Source organism: Pseudomonas sp. R1-7, assembly GCF_051132105.1.
Classification (GTDB): Bacteria; Pseudomonadota; Gammaproteobacteria; order Pseudomonadales; family Pseudomonadaceae; genus Aquipseudomonas.
On sequence record NZ_CP071661.1, the window covers coordinates 1,885,820 to 1,902,216 of the forward strand.

Sequence of the window (16,397 nt, forward strand, 5' to 3'; positions counted from 1 at the left end):
CGGCTGACGCATGAGATGAGTACAGTTGGGGCTGTCAACTCACTGTACTGTCGAGTAATCTGGCAACTGTCCCAGTACACTTCTAAACTGTGCCGGTAAAATTCCGACAAGAATAAAATGGCTGCGAAATCGAGTACTGCGTCATGACCAACCTCCTGCTCTATCAACGTATTGCGCAACAGTTGGCTGAAGACATCCGGCGCGGGGTGTATCAGCCCGGTGAACGCGTGCCGTCGGTGCGCAAGATGAGCTCGCAGCTCAACGTCAGCCACGCCACGGTGCTGCAGGCCTACGCCAATCTCGAAGACCAGGGGCTGATTCGCGCTCGGCCGCAATCGGGCTATTACGTCCACCAGACGCCGGCCTTGACCGCGCCGACGCCGGACATCGCCCGGGTCGAACGTCCTGGGTTGGTCACACGCAGCAGTATCATCCAGCAGGTGTTGGTCGAGTCGCGCCGCGAAGGCGTGTTTCCGTTGGGCGCGGCGGTGCCGAGCGTTGATTATCTGCCTGTCCGGGCATTGCATCAGCAATTGGCCAAGGTTACGCGCTTCCACAGCCCCCGGGCTTTCAGCTACATGTTCAGCCCCGGCTTCGAGCCGTTGCGCCGTCAAGTCGCGATCCGTATGCGTGATGCCGGAGTCGTGGTGGATCCTTCCGAGGTGGTGATTACACACGGCTGCGTCGACGCCCTGCAGATGTCCCTGCGGGTGCTGACGCGTCCCGGGGACCTGATCGCCGCCGAGTCGCCCACTTACTACGGGTTGCTGCAACTGGCGGATCTGTTGGGCCTGAAGGTGATCGAGATTCCCAGCGACCCGGTCACTGGCATGAGCCTTGAAGCCCTGCAACTGGCGGCTAACCAATGGTCGATCAAGGCGTTGGTGCTGACCACGCGCCTGAGCAATCCCCTCGGCGGCACAATGCCCGAAGAGCGGCAAAAGCAACTGCTGCGCCTGGCATCGGACTTCGACATCCAGATCGTCGAAGACGACATCTATGGCGAACTGATGTTCGAACAGGGCCGGACCAAGGCACTGAAGGCCTACGATCGCTTGGATCGGGTGATCTACTGCTCGAGTTTTTCCAAGACCCTGTCACCTGGCGTTCGGATTGGCTGGATGATCGCCGGCAAGTTCCAGCAAGAGATCCAGCGACTCCAGACGTTCAGCACCCATTCGGCATGCAGTGTGACGCAGATGGGCATCGCAGCTTATCTGGAGAACGGCGGTTACGACCGGCACCTGCGCTACATTCGCCAGGAGTACCGCAAGAATCTCAGTGCCTTCCAGTTGGCGGTGCAGCAGTACTTTCCGGAAGGCACGCAAATGAGTCGTCCCACCGGAGGTTTCATCCTTTGGGTCAGCCTGCCGGGGCGGGTCAACACCCAGGAGCTGCATGTCCGTGCTCTGCAACAAGGCATCAGCATCGCGCCTGGGCTGATTTTCAGTAACACCGAGCAATTCAACCACTGCATCCGCCTGAACTGCGGCACGCCCTGGAATCGCGAGGCAGAGCGGGCCTTGATGACGCTGGGATTGCTGGCCACTCAACTGTGTCAAGAGACCGCCAGCGGGTTATTTTAGAAATCAAAGGGTTAGCCCGGTGCGCTTGTCAGCGCCTCGATATCGGGCGAGCATGGACGTCTCTGCCGTAGGTGTCGTCGTGTCTATGAAAGCCATTGTTCCTGCTGCCTGGGTTTTGATCGGCCTGTTGAGTGCCTTCCAGATGGGAGGTGCGGTGGCAGCTCCGGCGCAGGAGAAGCCTGCCGCCAGCGCCGCCAAGGACACCCCGAAGAAAACGGCCGAGGTCAAAAAGACGGTCAGGAAGGCAGCCGCCAAAACGGCCCCAGCGAAGAAAAAACGCGCGCCCATTGCCTCCAAGAGTAAGTCGGCCCGTGAGGTCGCCAAGACCCCGTTGCCGCCGGCCAAGCTGGACTTGAGCCTGCCACATGAAATGGTTGACGAGTTGCAGCCACCCGGCAAGGCGCCCCTGCCCAAGCGTGAGCCGCTGTTGCCGTCCATGTTCGGCGACAAACCAGGCCCGTTCCAACTCAACGGCCGTCTGTTGAGCAACGAGATGCAACTGCCGCTGCGCAATCAAGAGCGCAACGAAGTGGAAGGCGCGGCCCTGGAGTTCGAATTCAAGCAATGAACCCGCGGCATGCTGCTGTTCGTCGCTGACTATCGAGTCATCCTGCCCACAACGAAAAAAACACCTGCACGGCAATTTAAAACGAGTGTTTTAGCCGTTACCCTGTGTCCTGTTACCCAACGTTAGCTGTCGTGAGGATCCCGTCGTCATGAAGTGCCGAGAAGGCTGTGGCGCCTGTTGCATCGCCCCTTCCATCAGTTCTCCCATCCCTGGCTTGCCCCAAGGCAAGCCGGCGGGGGAGCGTTGCGTGCAGTTATCGGCCAACAATCTCTGCCAGATTTTCGGCCAGCCGGAACGCCCGGCGGTGTGCTCGGCGTTTGAAGCGGACCCTGAGGTCTGCGGCAACAGCAGCGAAGAAGCCATTCGATTGATTGGGTGGTGGGAGCAGGTCACGGCAGCGTAGTGGGACCACGATCGAAAATGATCTGAACGAACTTGGACGATAAGGAAAACAATTATGGGTTCGCTGCATCGTATGGCTGTGTTGTGTGGTTTGACCGTCCTGTTGGCAACGGCTACCGCCCAGGCAGAAGACTGGCAGGTCGCCAAGGATAAGGAAGGTATCCAGGTTTCGCTGAGCCAGGTACCTGGCTCGAAGTACAAGGCCTATCGCGGCGTCACCGTGATGAAAACCACCATGGCCAAACTGCGGGCCCTGCAAGAAGATGTCACAGGCGCATGCGCATGGATCCATGAATGCAAGAGCCAGAAGCTGCTCAAGCATGAGGGCGACAAGAGTTGGACGTATACCCAATTCAATACGCCATGGCCGGTCACGTCCCGTGACTCCGTGCTGGAAGTTACGACCGTTGAGGGTGCTGATGGTAGCTTGACGCGCAACCTCAAGGGTGTGCCCACCTATGCCCCGCAAGAAAAAGGCTTCGTGCGCGTGACGCAAGTCGATGGCTTCTGGAAGTTCACGCCCAAGGGCGCGAACCAGATCGAAGTGATTTATCAGGTGCACACCGAGCCGGGTGGCGATGTTCCGTCCTGGCTGGCCAACAAGTTCGTGGTAGACGCGCCGTTCAATACGCTGAAAGCCCTGAAAGAACGCGCCGAAAAATAAACAGCAGCTTCATTGAAGAAACCGCCCTTGAGGCGGTTTTTCATTGGAACCATCAGCGAACTCAGCGGAACGATCGTTTCGTCCCTAATGTCGAGATAGAGGTAAGCCAGGCCACTCCATCGATCAAGGAGACACTGATGCAAAAGTGGGAAATCACCTTCGTTGACGATCACGGCGAAACGACCGCCGAGCAGTTTGATTACGCCCAGGAGCCCACTATGGAACAAGCTGCACAATTGATCCGTGAAAGGCTTGTGCCGCTCTCGAAAGCGCTTGACCTCAACGACCTGGAAGGTCGCACCGACGATCCCACAGTCAAGAGCCTGAAAAGCCAAAACAGCATTGAAATCATCAGCATTAAACCGATTTCATGAAGTTCATTGTCTGGTCCCGCTTGGCAGCGGCGGTGACTTGAAGCTACTCTGCAATCGAGATCAGCGAAAGGATCGCCAAGGTCCGGTCTTGTCAGCTACATGCTTGTGTCCCGACGGCCAGTTGATGCCGTATTGCTTGTAACCGCAGGTTGCACGCACGGGAAGACGGAAAGTCTATCCATCGGTCTGAGGAGGACGTTTCATGAGCACAGCCTATCAAGAAGACATCAGCACCAGCGTGCTGCGCCGCATGAAAGAAGGCGGTTTCGATTTCTCCCAATTCCATCCCATCGAGTTCTACGCCATCTTCCCCGACGAGGAGCGGGCGCGCAGGGCGGCAGGTCATTTTCGGGGGGAATCGTTGAATGCGCAGATCAGCGCTAGGGACGATGGAGCCTGGTCGCTCGAACTGAGCCGGGTGATGTACGCCACTTATGATGACATCGGCGACTTCGAGTTGAACTTTGAAGCCGTGGTCGAGCCCTTGGGTGGCATTATCGAGGGGTGGGGCGTCAAGCAGGAGATCCGCCGCCTGCAGGCCTGATACCTTTTCCCTGCATCACAGCAGCGGCTGACCTTCGTGTCGGCCGTTTTCATGTCTGGCATGTCATCTGTTTCGCCAGCGCTAATCGCTACGGCCTCTCCATCTTGACTGTGTTCAGGGATAGCGACGTCTTGCGCCGCAATGCAGCGTGGAACGCGGGACAGGGGCGATTGCCGCACCCCGACGGGCCTGGCCACTCGGATGATCAAGCAAGCCGTTGATCTACAGCGTTTATGCCGCTGGCACGGGCCTTGCGACGCCTGAGCCAGGGTGACAAGGAGTACGGGCATGATCCGCACTGGTTTTGATGAAATGTACGATGCCGACGGCCAGGTCCGCTCCCACTATCGTGCGTTCGCCCGTTGGCTGGTCGAAACACCCGACGAGCTTCCTGCACAACGGCGACGCGAGGCTGACCTGAAGTTGGCGGTGGGCCTGGATTACCTCGACGCCTGCCCGCTGCGTGGCATGCGCCGAGGCGGCGGGTATGAACAAATGCACGCAAAAGTGCTGGCGACGCCCGCGCCGGTGATTACGGCGCAGCAGCAGTAACGGACGGAGCTTGTGGCGAGGGAGCTCGGCCCTCACCACGCAAGCAACTACTGTTTCAACGGCTGCTTGCGTCCTGCCATGTGCTTCAGATACCCGACCAACTGATCCAGCTCCGGATCGGGCAACACCGCCGCGGAGAATCCCGGCATTTTGCCCTGGGGCCAGTGGCGCAGGCCTTGAGGGTCACGGATGTAACGCTTGAGGAAATCTTGCGAGAAGTACTCCGTAGGGTTGAAGGGAATGTTCAGGTCGGGACCGAACTGCGCGTCACCGGCGCCGTTGAGACGATGGCAGGCCAGGCAGTTTTTCTGGAACAACTCGAAGCCTTTGTTGACCGGATCGTTCTTGGCCAGGCTCGGCGAGGGCAGTAGGGCCGGAAAACGATCGGCCACCGCTGACAGGCGCTTGATACTTGCCACTGCGTAGGGCCATTGCTCGGGGCTGATAGGGCCCGCTTGCGGATCGGTCCACACCAGATAGAACGGGCCGGCGCTTTTCTTACCTTCCCCCAAGGGCGGCCAGGGTTTGGCCGGGTCCTCGATTGCCAGCCACGCGCGGGCGCCGTTCGCATTGAGCAGTGGCGCAGCGGGCATCTCGGCCGCGAAACCGTCCAGGGCCACGGCTTGCAGATGATCGTCAGGTTTAATCCCGGTCAACAGCGAGGCCAACGGCACGGCGCGATAGGTCATCGGTTTCTTGTAGGAAACGTCTTCGTTGACCTGGACCGTTTGCGCTTCAGGATGCTTGAGCAGCTCTTCGGTTTGCCAGATGCGGGCGCCCGCGCCCAGATCCAGCGCCAACTGCGCCGCGTATAGAGGGCTGCCGATCAGCAGCGCCCCAATGACGATAAATGCTTTCAAATGAATCGCCTTCCATGTCGAGAGGGAGCGCAAAGGTTGGCACAGCCACCGTTGCCGGACAACGAACCCTCTCACATTTATTGGGCGAAGCAACGTCTGATGATGCGGACACCGCGCGTCTGGTTCAGCCGATCACTTTGGTGATATTCGGCAAGATCAACAGCAGCGTCGTGGCGAAGAGAATGAGTCCGGCTTGACGAACTTTCGAATGTTTGAACATGGCTGACCCGCCTTTTTTGTTATTTCCTGAGGCCAGCCTGAGTAACTCCATGACGGCTGGCGATGCACTTCCTGTGTGACAAGCGCCTCGGCAAAACCCGACGACTTTCTTGTACAAGGTTTACATTAGGGGCCACAGTCCACTTGGCTTAGATCCAATTAATATCAGTTTCTCGTCTGAAACTATCAAAAAGACATGAGGCCTATTGCCAGCTGCTTGCCGGCCCTTTTGCTAGACAGCTTGCTTACCTGAAACGGTTAACCCGATAGCTCGCTACCGTTCGTCTGAGCGTGCCTGTCAATGCCATTGAGCCTTGAGGTCATTGCATCCGCGGCCGCTGGGCTTAAGGTTGGAGATGTTTTGGATTAGCCAATGGCGGCTTGAGGATGTCATGACCGAAGCGATGATTTTTGACGCATTACGCACGCCTCGCGGCAAGGGTAAATCTGATGGCGCCCTGCACACCGTCAAGCCAGTGACCCTGGTCAGCGGGCTGTTGACCGCGTTGAGCCAACGCACCAGCCTGGACACTAGCCAGGTAGACGACATCGTGCTCGGCTGCGTGACGCCGATTGGCGACCAGGGTGCCGACATTGCAAAGACCGCGGCCCTGGTGGCTGACTGGGATGTCAGCGTGCCCGGCGTGCAGCTCAACCGCTTTTGCGCCTCGGGCCTGGAGGCGGTGAACCTGGCGGCGATGAAGGTGCGCTCCGGTTTCGAAGACCTCGTGGTGGCGGGCGGCGTCGAGTCCATGTCACGGGTGCCGATGGGCAGCGACGGCGGCGCATGGGCGCTGGACCCGCAGTCCAACCTGCACGGTCACTTCGTTCCCCAGGGCATCGGCGCGGACTTGATCGCCACCCTGGAGGGTTTCAGTCGCGAGGATGTCGATGCCTTTGCGTTGCAGTCCCAGCAAAAAGCCGCGCGGGCGCGGGGGAACGGTTCGTTCGATAAATCACTGGTGGCGGTGCGGGACCAGAACGGCATCGTGCTGTTGGATCACGACGAATTCATCCGCGCCGACTCGACGCTCGAAGGCCTGGGCAAACTGCGGCCAAGCTTCGAAGCGATGGGCCAAATGGGGTTCGACGCCACGGCACTACGCGTCTACAGCCATGTCGAGCGGATCAATCATGTGCACACCCCGGGCAACAGCTCGGGCATCGTCGATGGCGCGGCGCTGATGCTCATCGGCTCCCAGGCCAAAGGCCACGAGCTGGGCTTGCAACCCCGGGCGCGGATTGTCGCCACCGCCGTCACCAGCACGGAGCCGACCATCATGCTCACCGGTCCTGCCCCGGCGACCCGCAAGGCCTTGGCGAAAGCCGGGCTGCGGGTCGAGGACATCGACCTGTTCGAAGTCAACGAAGCCTTCGCCTCGGTGGTGCTCAAGTTCATCAAGGACATGGCCATTGATCCCGCCAGGGTCAACGTCAACGGCGGCTCGATCGCCATGGGCCATCCGTTGGGCGCCACCGGGTGCGCAATCCTCGGCACGCTGCTCGATGAACTGGAGGCGCGTCGCCTGCGCTATGGCCTGGCGACGCTGTGTGTTGGCGGCGGCATGGGTATTGCCACTGTCATCGAACGCCTCTGAGCCCCGACTTCAAGGAACACATTTCATGACCGATGCCATTCGTTACGAAACCGGCCCGGACCGGATCGTCGTGCTGACCCTGGACATGCCGGGGCAGGCCGCCAACACCATGAACGCGGTGTATCGCGAGGCGATGGCCGCCTGCGTTGCTCGCCTGAACGCCGAGAAAGACTCCATTGCCGGCGTGATCATCACATCCGCCAAGCAGACCTTTTTTGCCGGTGGCGACCTGAACGAGCTGGTCCAGGTCGACAAATCCCAGGCCCAGGCCTTTTACGAAACTGTGTCTGACATCAAGGCGCAACTGCGCGCGTTGGAGACCCTCGGCAAACCGGTGGTCGCCGCTATCAACGGTGCAGCCCTGGGCGGTGGCTGGGAAATCTGCCTGGCTTGCCATCATCGGGTGGCGTTGGATCACCCGTCGGTGCTGGTCGGCCTGCCGGAAGTCACCCTTGGCCTGTTGCCGGGCGGCGGCGGAGTGGTGCGGATGGTGCGCTTGCTGGGGCTGGAAAAGGCGTTGCCGTATTTGCTCGAAGGCACGAGGGTCCGTCCGCAACAAGCGTTGCAGGCCGGCCTGATCGATGAGCTGGCGGCCGATCGCGACGAGCTGCTGGGCAAGGCCCGGGCATGGATCCTTGCCAACCCGAGCGTGGCCCAGCCGTGGGACAGGAAGGGCTATCGAATCCCCGGGGGCGCGCCGTCCGACCCGGCCGTCGCGCAGATGCTGGCGATCGCGCCTTCGATCTTGCGGAACAAGACCCAGGGCTGCCTGCCGGCACCGGAGAAGATCCTCTGTGCCGCGGTGGAAGGCGCGCAGGTTAGCCTTGATGCGGCGCTGCTGATCGAAACCCGTTATTTCACTGAGCTGGCGACCGGACAGGTAGCGAAAAACCTGATCGGCACGTTCTGGTTCCAACTCAACGAGATCAAGGCTGGGGGCTCTCGCCCCCAGGGCTATGCGCCTTTTCTGACAAAAAAAGTCGCTGTGCTCGGCGCCGGGATGATGGGCGCGGGTATCGCCTATGTCACGGCGGGGGCAGGCATTGACGTGGTGCTCAAGGACGTCGATCTGGCTGCAGCACAGAAGGGCAGGGCGCGCGCTGCGGCACTGCTGGACAAGAAAGTCGCCCGCGGCCAACTCACCGCGCAACAGCGCGACGCCACGTTGGCGCGGATCCAGCCGAGCGACAGCGATGCGGATCTGGGCGGTTGCGACCTGATCATCGAAGCCGTATTCGAAGACCGCGCCCTCAAAGCCAGCGTGACGGCCGCAGCCCAGGCGGTGGCCGGGCCGGACGCGGTTATCGCCTCCAACACCTCGACCTTGCCCATTACCGGCCTGGCGAGGGCGGTGCCGGACGAGGGCAAATTCATCGGCCTGCATTTCTTCAGTCCGGTGGAAAAGATGCCCTTGGTCGAGATCATCCGGGGCGCCCGTACTAGCGACGAGACGCTCGCCCGTAGCTTTGATTTTGTCCGGCAAATCGACAAGACACCGATCGTCGTGAACGACAGTCGCGGTTTTTTCACTTCACGAGTGTTTGGCACCTTCACCCACGAAGGTATCGCGATGCTCGGCGAGGGCGTGAGTGCACCAATGATCGAAACCGAGGCACGCAAGGCCGGCATGCCAGTCGGGCCGCTGGCTGTCTGCGACGAAGTTTCCCTCAGCCTGATGAGCCATATCCGCTCGCAGGCCGCCAAAGACTTGCGAACAGAAGGGAAAACACTGACCGAGCACCCCGCATTCGCCGTGATCGACCTGCTGCTCGAAGAGTACAAGCGGCCGGGTAAAACGGCCGGGGCCGGTTTTTACGAGTACCCCGCCCAAGGGCAGAAATACCTCTGGCCGGGGCTCAAGGAGCGTTTCGAGAAATCTGCCGGGCAACTTCCTGCCCAGGATATCCGGGATCGCCTGCTGTTCATCCAGGCTTTGGAAACCGTCCGCTGCGTCGAGGAGGGCGTTGTCACGTCGACGGCGGATGCCAATATCGGCTCGATCTTCGGCATTGGATTCGCGGCCTGGACAGGCGGGGCCTTGCAGTTCATCAACCAGTACGGTCTGCAGGCGTTTGTCGCCCGTAGCCAATACTTGGCGGAACAATATGGGGAGCGTTTTGCCCCGCCCGCGTTGTTGCTGGAAAAGGCCGCCACTCAGGCGCTGTTCTGACCGCGCATGGGGCTTGCCTTGGGACGGTGTTTCAGGGCAGGCTCTGGGGTGTGCAATATTCCCATCATCGTGTCAGGTATTTTTTATGTCCCTACGCATCTGCATTCTGGAAACCGATATCCTGCGTCCGGAACTGGTCGACCAATATCAGGGTTACGGACAGATGTTCCAGCGCCTGTTTTCGCAGCAGCCCGTAGCGGCCGACTTTGTCGTATACAACGTGGTACAAGGGCAATACCCAAGCGATGATGAGCAGTTCGACGCTTACCTTGTTACCGGCAGCAAGGCGGATTCCTTTGGGACCGATCCGTGGATACAGACGCTCAAGACCTACCTCATGGACCGCTACCAACGTGGCGACAAGTTGCTGGGCGTCTGCTTTGGTCATCAACTGCTGGCGTTGTTGCTGGGCGGCAAGACCGAGCGCGCCAGCCAGGGCTGGGGGGTGGGCACCCATCGCTACAAACTCGCGGCCAAGGCCCCGTGGATGAGCCCGGTGATGGAGGAGTTGACCTTGTTGATCAGCCATCAGGATCAGGTCACGGAACTACCGGAAAACGCCACCGTCATTGCTTCGAGCGATTTCTGCCCGTACGCGGCCTATCACATCAATGATCAGGTCCTGTGCTTCCAGGGCCACCCGGAATTCATCCACGATTATTCCCGCGCCTTGTTGGAGATTCGCCAGCAACACCTCGGCGAAAAAATCTACAGCCAGGGCGTGGCGAGCCTCGAGCAAGAGCATCACGGCACCACCGTGGCCGAGTGGATGATGCGCTTTGTCGCCCACAAGCCTATAACCACCCCGACCGCTTGAAGCTTGCCCACAGCGCGGTACATCCGACCCCGATGAACCCGAGCACCAGGAAGTACCCGTAGTGCCAGGTTAGCTCCGGCATATTCTCGAAGTTCATCCCGTAAATGCCGGCCACCGCCGTCGGAAACGCCAGGATCGCCGCCCATGCGGCGAACTTGCGTTGCACCACGCTCTGGCGTGAGGCTTCAAGCAGCACGCCGATTTCAATGGTCTGGCTGGCGATGTCCGCCAGGGTCGCCAAGTCTTCCATCTGCCGCGTGACGTGGATCTGCACATCGCGGAAATACGGGCTCATGTTCTTGTCGATGAAGGGGAAATCCAGGCGCTGCAGCTCTTCGCTGATCTCTACCATGGGCGCTGCGTAGCGACGCAGGCGCAGCACGTCGCGGCGCAGGCTGTGGAGGTTCTGGATATCCCGTTCATTCAGGGCGCTGCACAACACGTTGCGCTCCAGCTCGTCGATCTCGGCATGAATGGCTTCCCCCACCGGCTGGTAGTTTTCAATGACGAAATCGAGAATTGCATAGAGAACGAAATCCTCGCCGTGCTCCAGCAGGATAGGACGAGCCTCGCAACGCTGGCGGACATGGGCGTAGGACGCCGAATGTCCGTTGCGGGCGGTAATGATGTAGCCCTTGCCGGCGAAGATGTGGGTTTCGATGAACTGCAGCTTGCCGTCCTTGCGCACTGGCGAATACGTGACGATGAACAGCGCATCACCGAAGGTTTCCAGCTTGGGGCGGCTGTGCTTCTCCATCGCATCTTCAATCGCCAGTTCATGCAGGTTGAACTGGCGTTGCAGGTTGGTCAGCTCCAGGGTGCTGGGCTCTTCGAGGCCGATCCACACGAAGTGTCCGGGCTTGGCAGCCCAGGCGCTGCCTTCGTCGAGGGTGATATTGGTGACTTTCTTCCCGGCGCTGTAAACCGCAGCAGCAACAACTCTACCCATGATGATGGTTCACTTCTTCTTGGAAATTTGGCAGTGGCAGGCAGCGTCCAGCTTAGCGCGCCACGCTGATTGAGAGTCAGCAAAATCCGCTGAGTTCGCCGCAAAAGAAAACCCGCCGTATGGGCGGGTTTCCTGTTCAGCCGATCTGCAACTGCCGGTCCATCGTGTCGATGCACTCGCGCATCTGCTCGCGGCATTGGGCGATGAGGCGGGGCATGTCATCCATGCTCAGGCCCGTTGTGGGAATTGCCGGCAGAGAGCGTATGAGAATGTCGCCACTGCGCCAGCGATTAAGCTGCATATGCTTGATATAGGTGCTGACGCACACCGGGATGATCGGCACCCCGGCCGCAATCGCCATCTGGAACGCGCCTTTCTTGAATGGCAGCAACTCCTCGCCCAGGTTGCGCGTGCCTTCCGGGAACACCCAGATGGAGGTGTCCTCGTGCTGCAAGGTGTGGGTGGTGGTCAGCATCGACTTGCGGGCCTTGATCGCATTGCCGCGGTCAATCAACACGTTGCCCGCCAGCCAGAACAACTGACCGAACAGCGGCACCCATTTCAGGCTCTTCTTGCCAATGCACACGGTACGACGCGGTACCACGTTGCCAAAGACAAACAGATCGTAGTTGGATTGGTGATTGGCGATGATCACGCTGCTATGGGCCTTATTCATCAGCGTGTCGACTTCGGCTTTGACTCGCAGGCGCAAGATCCACATCGCAGGGATTGCATACAGCCTGGCGCATAAACGGCTGTTGTCAGGATTGAACGGCCGGCAAACACCGAGAATCACACCCAACACACCCGCCAGGATAAAGTGCAGGCCCATCAACGACATACGCAGTGCAAACAACATCAACAAGGCCCATTGGGACAAAAGGTGGCGCAGTGTACGGATGTGCACTGTTTTCAGCAATTGTCCCTATAGAGGTAGGAGATAGACGATGTTTAAGCTGATGTTTCGAAACGCTGCGCAACAAGCGGCTTAGAGCGGTTGCCGATTCTCAAGCCGCAGGTGTCGTAGACCTTGCTTCAACCACGGTTCAGCCCATGTATTCCTGATCCAGCAATATCGCGCTGTCCAACGCATCCAGCAGCGCCTTGCGAACCTTCAGCTTGGTATTTTTATGGGCGGTCATGTTGATTTTCTTTAACTGACGTGCCGCTTCCAGCGCCGCGGCCTGCAATTCATCCGGCGACACCACTTTGTCGAAGAAGCCCGCGTCCACGGCGCCCTGGGGGGTGAACATCTCACCATTGATGACCGAACGGTGGAACGCCGACTTGCGCAACCGATCCCGGGCCAGCTCGATGCCCGCGTGGTGCATGGTCATGCCAATCTGCACTTCGTTCAGACCGATGGTGAACGGTCCCTCGACACCAATGCGGTAGTCCGCCGACAACAACAGGAACGCACCCTTGGCCACGGCATGCCCAGGGCAAGCGACAATGACAGGGAAGGGGTGGGACAACAGGCGACGGGCCAGGGTCGAACCGGATGCCACCAGGCTCACCGCTTCCTTGGGGCCGGCGGTCATCACTTTCAAATCGTACCCGCCCGACAGAATCCCCGGCTGCCCGGTAATGATCACCACCGCGCGATCGGCCACCGCCTGGTCCAGCGCGGCATTAAACGCGACGATCACATCAGGCGAAATGGCATTGACCTTGCCGTTGTTCAAGGTCAGGGTCGCGATACCGTCTTCGAGATGGTAGGCAATCAAGTCGCTCATGACGCTATTCCTTGTAAGAAAGATAAAGCAGACGTTACCCACCGTCGCAGGCCAGGTAAAGCACCGTGACTGACTCACCGGTCAGCCTCGCCCCTCTCAAACGGCCTTGCCCGCCCCTCAGGCCGCGCGCGCTTCTATTCTTCGGTACGCAGACAAAGCCAGAGTTTGGCCGGTTTGCCATGCTCCGGTCCGATTGAAACGCTGGCCAGCCTTAACCGCATGAAAATTCTGAAAAAAACCTTTGCCATCGCAAAGCCTTTCGACTACATTAGCGCGCCTCGACAGACTGAACAGTTTGCCGAGATACGGTGAAGTGTCCGAGTGGCTTAAGGAGCACGCCTGGAAAGTGTGTATACAGGAAACTGTATCGAGAGTTCGAATCTCTCCTTCACCGCCACATTCTACAAACACAAACCCCTGATTTTCCTAGAGAAAGTCGGGGGTTTGTGGTTTTTGGTGTCTGGAAAAAGGCGATATGGGACCAATCTGGGAACAGCCACGCCTCGGTTCTGGTGGTACTGCCTAAGATCCCGAACAGTTTCCAGGAAAGCTGTTTCAAGGACCCATCAAAAAGGACGACTCGCTCCCCAGGATGTCTACCGCCAACACGGACAACGGCCAGGACCTCCCATGACCCACCCCCGAATTGGCTTCGCCTGCCAATACCGACATCCTGATCGCGGCCTTCCGGCGGCTGCGCTTAAGACGATCGAAGCCCCCTTCAATCCGCGCACCACTACGTTGCGCTGGATGGACAGCGTCTCTCCACAGGTCGCCCGCGACAAGCTGTTGGAAATCGTCACGCACAACCTCGACGCGCAGTTGCGCCTTATCGCCTACGTCGCCGAGCTGCCCCCGACCCTGCGCATGCTTCGACTGAGCAGCGATCTGTTGCCGTTCTACAGTCATCCGAAAGTGAGCGCGTTCTATCAGGACCCTGCCATTCAAAGCCAACTGGAAAAACGCTTCGGCGCGATTGGTGCGCTGGCGCGTTCAGCGGATATCCGGCTGTCCTTTCATCCTGGCCAATATTGCGTGTTGGGTTCGGATAAGCCGCCGGTGGTGGAGAACAGCCTCGCCGAGTTCGAATACCACGCCGACATGATCCGAATGATGGGCTTTGGTCGGCGCTTCCAGGATTTCAAATGCAATGTGCACATCGCCGGGCGGCTAGGGGGCGAGGGGATACGTTCGGTCTGGCCGCGGTTGTCAGAGGTGGCGCGCAATTGCATCACCTTCGAGAACGATGAAAAGACCTACGGCGTGGATGACTGCCTGCAACTCGCCGATCTGGCGCCCGTCGTGCTGGATATCCATCACTGTTGGATCAACGAGAACGATTACATCGCGCCGGATTCCCCACGAGTCGATCGTATCATCGAAAGTTGGCGTGGCGTACGGCCCACCATGCATTACTCGCAACCACCGGAGCGACTGCAGGAGTTGGGTTTCGATGCAGACGATAAGCTTGAGATGGAAGCGTTGTTGAAGGTGGTGTCCAAGCGAGACCTATACGGCCACAGCGCGCAAATGTGGAATCGCTGGACGAACCAGTACGCCCTCAGGTTTCTGGACCGGTTCGACATAATGTTGGAGGCCAAGGACAAGAACGTGGCAGCGCAGGGGTTTTATGAGGACGTTGTCCGGCGTTAATCGAATGACAAAATACGGGCTAGCCCAGCACCAGACAGCATCAGGCAACCCCACAGCAGTATCGAGCAAAGACCTTTTCTCATGGGCCGTTAAGGTTTTCTTGAAAGAACGTCTCAACTTAATTGCTGTGGGAGAACATCATGACCAGGTGGATGAGTTTGGCTTGGCAAGCCCAAATGCTCGCACTGTCTTTCATATTCTCAGCTGGCAGCGGCTGGGCTTCGGAAAGCGTTCAAGACACTAATACGGATCTGGTTCGCCAGGCTTTTGCGAATTGGCAGCAGGGCAAAGGCACGGTTTTCGACCTGCTGGCGCCCGATGCGAAATGGACGGTGGCTGGGACAAGCCCCGTGTCCGGTGTCTACACCAGCAAGGCTGAGCTGGCCCGAGCCGTGCGCCCGATCACTGCTCGGTTGGCTACGCCGATTGTCCCAACGGTGCAAAGCATCATCGCTGAGAACGACGTCGTGGTTGTTCTCTGGCGTGGCACAGCCACAGCACTTGATCACAAGCCCTATAACAATACTTATATGTGGCACATGACACTAAAGGACGGGCAGATCATACAAGTGACGGCATTGTTGGATACTTATGTCCTGGATGAGCTCATGCGTCGGGTGACGCCAGCGCAATAACTTTTACAGGATCCCGCGTCGTCAGGATGATCCGCACCCCCATGACCACCCCAACCAGCACAGCCGCAAGCCCCGACGTTTCCAGAAGCGTCGGCAGCCGGCCTTGAAACCACAAGCCAAGCAGCGTCGCGAACAGCGACTCCAGGGCGATCAATTGCCCTGAAAGCACCATGGGCAAACGCCGGGACGCGGCGTTCCAGGCCCAGGCGCCGACAAAGGATGACATCAACGCGATCACGAAACCCCAGAGATATAAATGCCCCGCAACGGAAACGCTGAAACCCAGGCTCGGCAGTTTGAGCAGGTCGAGCGCTTGTACCACCGGTAACAAGCACAAGGTGCCTAGGCCGGCGCCAGTCATCATGAGGCCGGTCCACGCGCCAGACGCGTGGGCTGGCAGCGTGAGCAAGGCGCGCTGGTTCAACCAACTGAATGCGAGCCACAAGATCACGGCTCCGATTGAAAACAATAATCCCATCAACCACGATCCGCCGCCTGCAACGGGTTGATGGAGCGCGCCGAGATTCGACAGCAGAAGTCCAACCGTCAGGAACACCAGTGGGATCGCCAGTTTGCGCCACTGGAGGGTCTTGGACGTGGCATTGCCCAGCAGCGCCAGCAACACTGGCACCATTCCAATGAAGGCCGGGGTCAGCACCGGCCCGCCGAAAATGATGCCGGCGGCGATGCACGCGCTATAGCCGAGGTAGCCGATCACACCCAGGCTTGCGGCGAGAAGCACTTGATTACGACGCAGGCGCCGAAGCTGGGCCCGGTAGAGCAACACGACACCCAGGCCCAGGGCTCCGGCAATCAGGAACCTCACGATCAACAGGTCATGGATCGAGTAGGCACCGGTGACGTAGGGCGCGATGAAATTCAACGCCCAGCTCAGTGTCGCGACGATTGCGAGGGCCAGGCCGGCGATGAGGTTTGAGGGCGTTTTCACTGTCAGGCAGATTCTCCGATACACCACCAATGAACGTCGATTTCATCATCGCTATGCGGTTCAATGTAGTGAGCGCCTCCAGTGTAGGTCGTGAAACGATGTGATTGGAGACGATGAACTT

Annotated in this window: 16 protein-coding genes, 1 tRNA gene and 2 pseudogenes; 14 read left to right on the forward strand and 5 right to left on the reverse strand. The window is 59.2% G+C overall.

The window, feature by feature from the left end:
- Positions 1 to 143: 143 nt before the first annotated feature.
- From J3P79_RS08495 to J3P79_RS08530, 8 genes and pseudogenes are all read left to right on the forward strand, one after another.
- Positions 144 to 1,586 (forward strand): PLP-dependent aminotransferase family protein, encoded by a 1,443-nt coding sequence (locus J3P79_RS08495; protein ID WP_039593684.1) that lies wholly within the window; start codon positions 144 to 146, stop codon positions 1,584 to 1,586.
- 85 nt (positions 1,587 to 1,671) lie between these two features.
- A complete protein-coding gene (locus J3P79_RS08500) occupies positions 1,672 to 2,154 on the forward strand; it encodes a translation initiation factor 2 (RefSeq protein WP_434609658.1) in 483 nt (160 codons plus the stop codon).
- Between the two features lie 148 nt (positions 2,155 to 2,302).
- Positions 2,303 to 2,557, forward strand: coding sequence for a YkgJ family cysteine cluster protein (locus tag J3P79_RS08505; RefSeq protein ID WP_434609661.1), 255 nt, complete (start codon positions 2,303 to 2,305; stop codon positions 2,555 to 2,557).
- A gap of 54 nt (positions 2,558 to 2,611) precedes the next feature.
- Positions 2,612 to 3,220, forward strand: coding sequence for an START domain-containing protein (locus tag J3P79_RS08510; protein WP_434609663.1), 609 nt, complete (start codon positions 2,612 to 2,614; stop codon positions 3,218 to 3,220).
- A 137-nt stretch (positions 3,221 to 3,357) separates the two neighbouring features.
- Positions 3,358 to 3,594, forward strand: a complete 237-nt coding sequence (locus J3P79_RS08515; RefSeq protein WP_434609665.1) for a hypothetical protein — start codon at positions 3,358 to 3,360, stop codon at positions 3,592 to 3,594.
- A 202-nt stretch (positions 3,595 to 3,796) separates the two neighbouring features.
- A complete protein-coding gene (locus J3P79_RS08520; protein WP_039593689.1) occupies positions 3,797 to 4,138 on the forward strand; it encodes a ribonuclease E inhibitor RraB in 342 nt (113 codons plus the stop codon).
- A 288-nt stretch (positions 4,139 to 4,426) separates the two neighbouring features.
- Positions 4,427 to 4,558: pseudogene (locus J3P79_RS08525) on the forward strand (hypothetical protein); the annotation flags it as partial.
- Positions 4,541 to 4,690: pseudogene (locus J3P79_RS08530) on the forward strand (transglutaminase family protein); the annotation flags it as partial. The pseudogenes J3P79_RS08525 and J3P79_RS08530, both read left to right, overlap by 18 nt.
- 47 nt (positions 4,691 to 4,737) lie before the next feature.
- Here J3P79_RS08530 and J3P79_RS08535 read toward each other — a convergent pair.
- Positions 4,738 to 5,550 (reverse strand): c-type cytochrome, encoded by an 813-nt coding sequence (locus tag J3P79_RS08535; protein WP_434609667.1) that lies wholly within the window; start codon positions 5,548 to 5,550, stop codon positions 4,738 to 4,740.
- Between the two features lie 611 nt (positions 5,551 to 6,161).
- Between J3P79_RS08535 and J3P79_RS08540 the strand changes: the two genes are divergently transcribed.
- From J3P79_RS08540 to J3P79_RS08550, 3 genes are all read left to right on the forward strand, one after another.
- A complete protein-coding gene (locus J3P79_RS08540; RefSeq protein ID WP_434609669.1) occupies positions 6,162 to 7,367 on the forward strand; it encodes an acetyl-CoA C-acetyltransferase in 1,206 nt (401 codons plus the stop codon).
- Positions 7,368 to 7,392: 25 nt separating this feature from the next.
- Positions 7,393 to 9,537 (forward strand): 3-hydroxyacyl-CoA dehydrogenase NAD-binding domain-containing protein, encoded by a 2,145-nt coding sequence (locus J3P79_RS08545; protein ID WP_434609671.1) that lies wholly within the window; start codon positions 7,393 to 7,395, stop codon positions 9,535 to 9,537.
- An 85-nt stretch (positions 9,538 to 9,622) separates the two neighbouring features.
- Positions 9,623 to 10,354: an amidotransferase gene (locus J3P79_RS08550; protein WP_434609673.1), complete on the forward strand. Its 732-nt coding sequence runs from the start codon at positions 9,623 to 9,625 to the stop codon at positions 10,352 to 10,354.
- On the opposite strand, the gene J3P79_RS08555 is transcribed toward J3P79_RS08550, so the two are convergent.
- The 3 genes from J3P79_RS08555 to J3P79_RS08565 form a co-directional block, all read right to left on the reverse strand.
- The gene (locus tag J3P79_RS08555) at positions 10,332 to 11,303 is read right to left on the reverse strand and encodes a magnesium and cobalt transport protein CorA (RefSeq protein WP_434609675.1); all 972 of its coding nucleotides are present in this window, start codon (positions 11,301 to 11,303) and stop codon (positions 10,332 to 10,334) included. The genes J3P79_RS08550 and J3P79_RS08555 overlap by 23 nt on opposite strands.
- Positions 11,304 to 11,439: 136 nt before the next feature.
- Entirely contained in the window at positions 11,440 to 12,162 is a 723-nt protein-coding gene (locus J3P79_RS08560) for a 1-acylglycerol-3-phosphate O-acyltransferase (RefSeq protein ID WP_434609676.1), read from the reverse strand.
- A 187-nt stretch (positions 12,163 to 12,349) separates the two neighbouring features.
- The gene (locus tag J3P79_RS08565) at positions 12,350 to 13,039 is read right to left on the reverse strand and encodes a crotonase/enoyl-CoA hydratase family protein (protein ID WP_434609678.1); all 690 of its coding nucleotides are present in this window, start codon (positions 13,037 to 13,039) and stop codon (positions 12,350 to 12,352) included.
- A 307-nt stretch (positions 13,040 to 13,346) separates the two neighbouring features.
- Between J3P79_RS08565 and J3P79_RS08570 the strand changes: the two genes are divergently transcribed.
- From J3P79_RS08570 to J3P79_RS08580, 3 genes are all read left to right on the forward strand, one after another.
- Positions 13,347 to 13,436 (forward strand) — tRNA-Ser (locus tag J3P79_RS08570).
- 233 nt (positions 13,437 to 13,669) lie between these two features.
- Positions 13,670 to 14,692: a UV DNA damage repair endonuclease UvsE gene (gene uvsE / locus J3P79_RS08575; protein WP_434609680.1), complete on the forward strand. Its 1,023-nt coding sequence runs from the start codon at positions 13,670 to 13,672 to the stop codon at positions 14,690 to 14,692.
- A 152-nt stretch (positions 14,693 to 14,844) separates the two neighbouring features.
- The gene (locus tag J3P79_RS08580) at positions 14,845 to 15,327 is read left to right on the forward strand and encodes a nuclear transport factor 2 family protein (protein WP_434611405.1); all 483 of its coding nucleotides are present in this window, start codon (positions 14,845 to 14,847) and stop codon (positions 15,325 to 15,327) included.
- On the opposite strand, the gene J3P79_RS08585 is transcribed toward J3P79_RS08580, so the two are convergent.
- Positions 15,299 to 16,276, reverse strand: coding sequence for a DMT family transporter (locus tag J3P79_RS08585; protein WP_434609682.1), 978 nt, complete (start codon positions 16,274 to 16,276; stop codon positions 15,299 to 15,301). The two genes, J3P79_RS08580 and J3P79_RS08585, sit on opposite strands and share 29 nt — an antisense overlap.
- Between the last annotated feature and the right edge of the window lie 121 nt (positions 16,277 to 16,397).